This window comes from Mangrovimonas xylaniphaga (assembly GCF_001280435.1).
Taxonomy (GTDB): Bacteria; Bacteroidota; Bacteroidia; order Flavobacteriales; family Flavobacteriaceae; genus Mangrovimonas_A; species Mangrovimonas_A xylaniphaga.
In genome coordinates this window covers 1-477 of record NZ_LBIP01000012.1, presented here as the reverse complement: position 1 = coordinate 477, position 477 = coordinate 1, and the positions used below count along the sequence as shown (strand labels likewise).

At 46.8% G+C, this 477-nt stretch carries 1 protein-coding gene; it reads left to right on the top strand.

Annotation, left to right across the window (positions count from 1 at the left end; all coding sequences use genetic code 11):
* A partial coding sequence (locus ZA06_RS17000) for a hypothetical protein (RefSeq protein WP_205625687.1) occupies positions 1-477 on the top strand: 477 nt, incomplete at both ends.

Sequence of the window (477 nt, the reverse complement as noted above, 5' to 3'; positions counted from 1 at the left end):
TACAACAACCAGTGCAGATACCTCTGGAGACTGTACCGTGGACGTGGCCATCACCGATGCCACTTTCAACGATAATTGTTCCGTAAGCTCAATTGCATGGGTAATGACCGGTGCTGTAAACGATACCGGTTCTGGACAGGTCGGAACATATACATTCCCGATAGGGACAACCACAATTACATATACCGTATCTGACAATGCTACCCCAGCCAATACAGCTACTGATGTCATGACTGTAACAGTGACCGATAATGAAAATCCAACGGTAAACGCTACAAGCAACGTTGTTACAACAACCAGTGCAGATACCTCTGGAGACTGTACCGTGGACGTGGCCATCACCGATGCCACTTTCAACGATAATTGTTCCGTAAGCTCAATTGCATGGGTAATGACCGGTGCTGTAAACGATACCGGTTCTGGACAGGTCGGAACATATACATTCCCGATAGGGACAACCACAATTACATATACCGT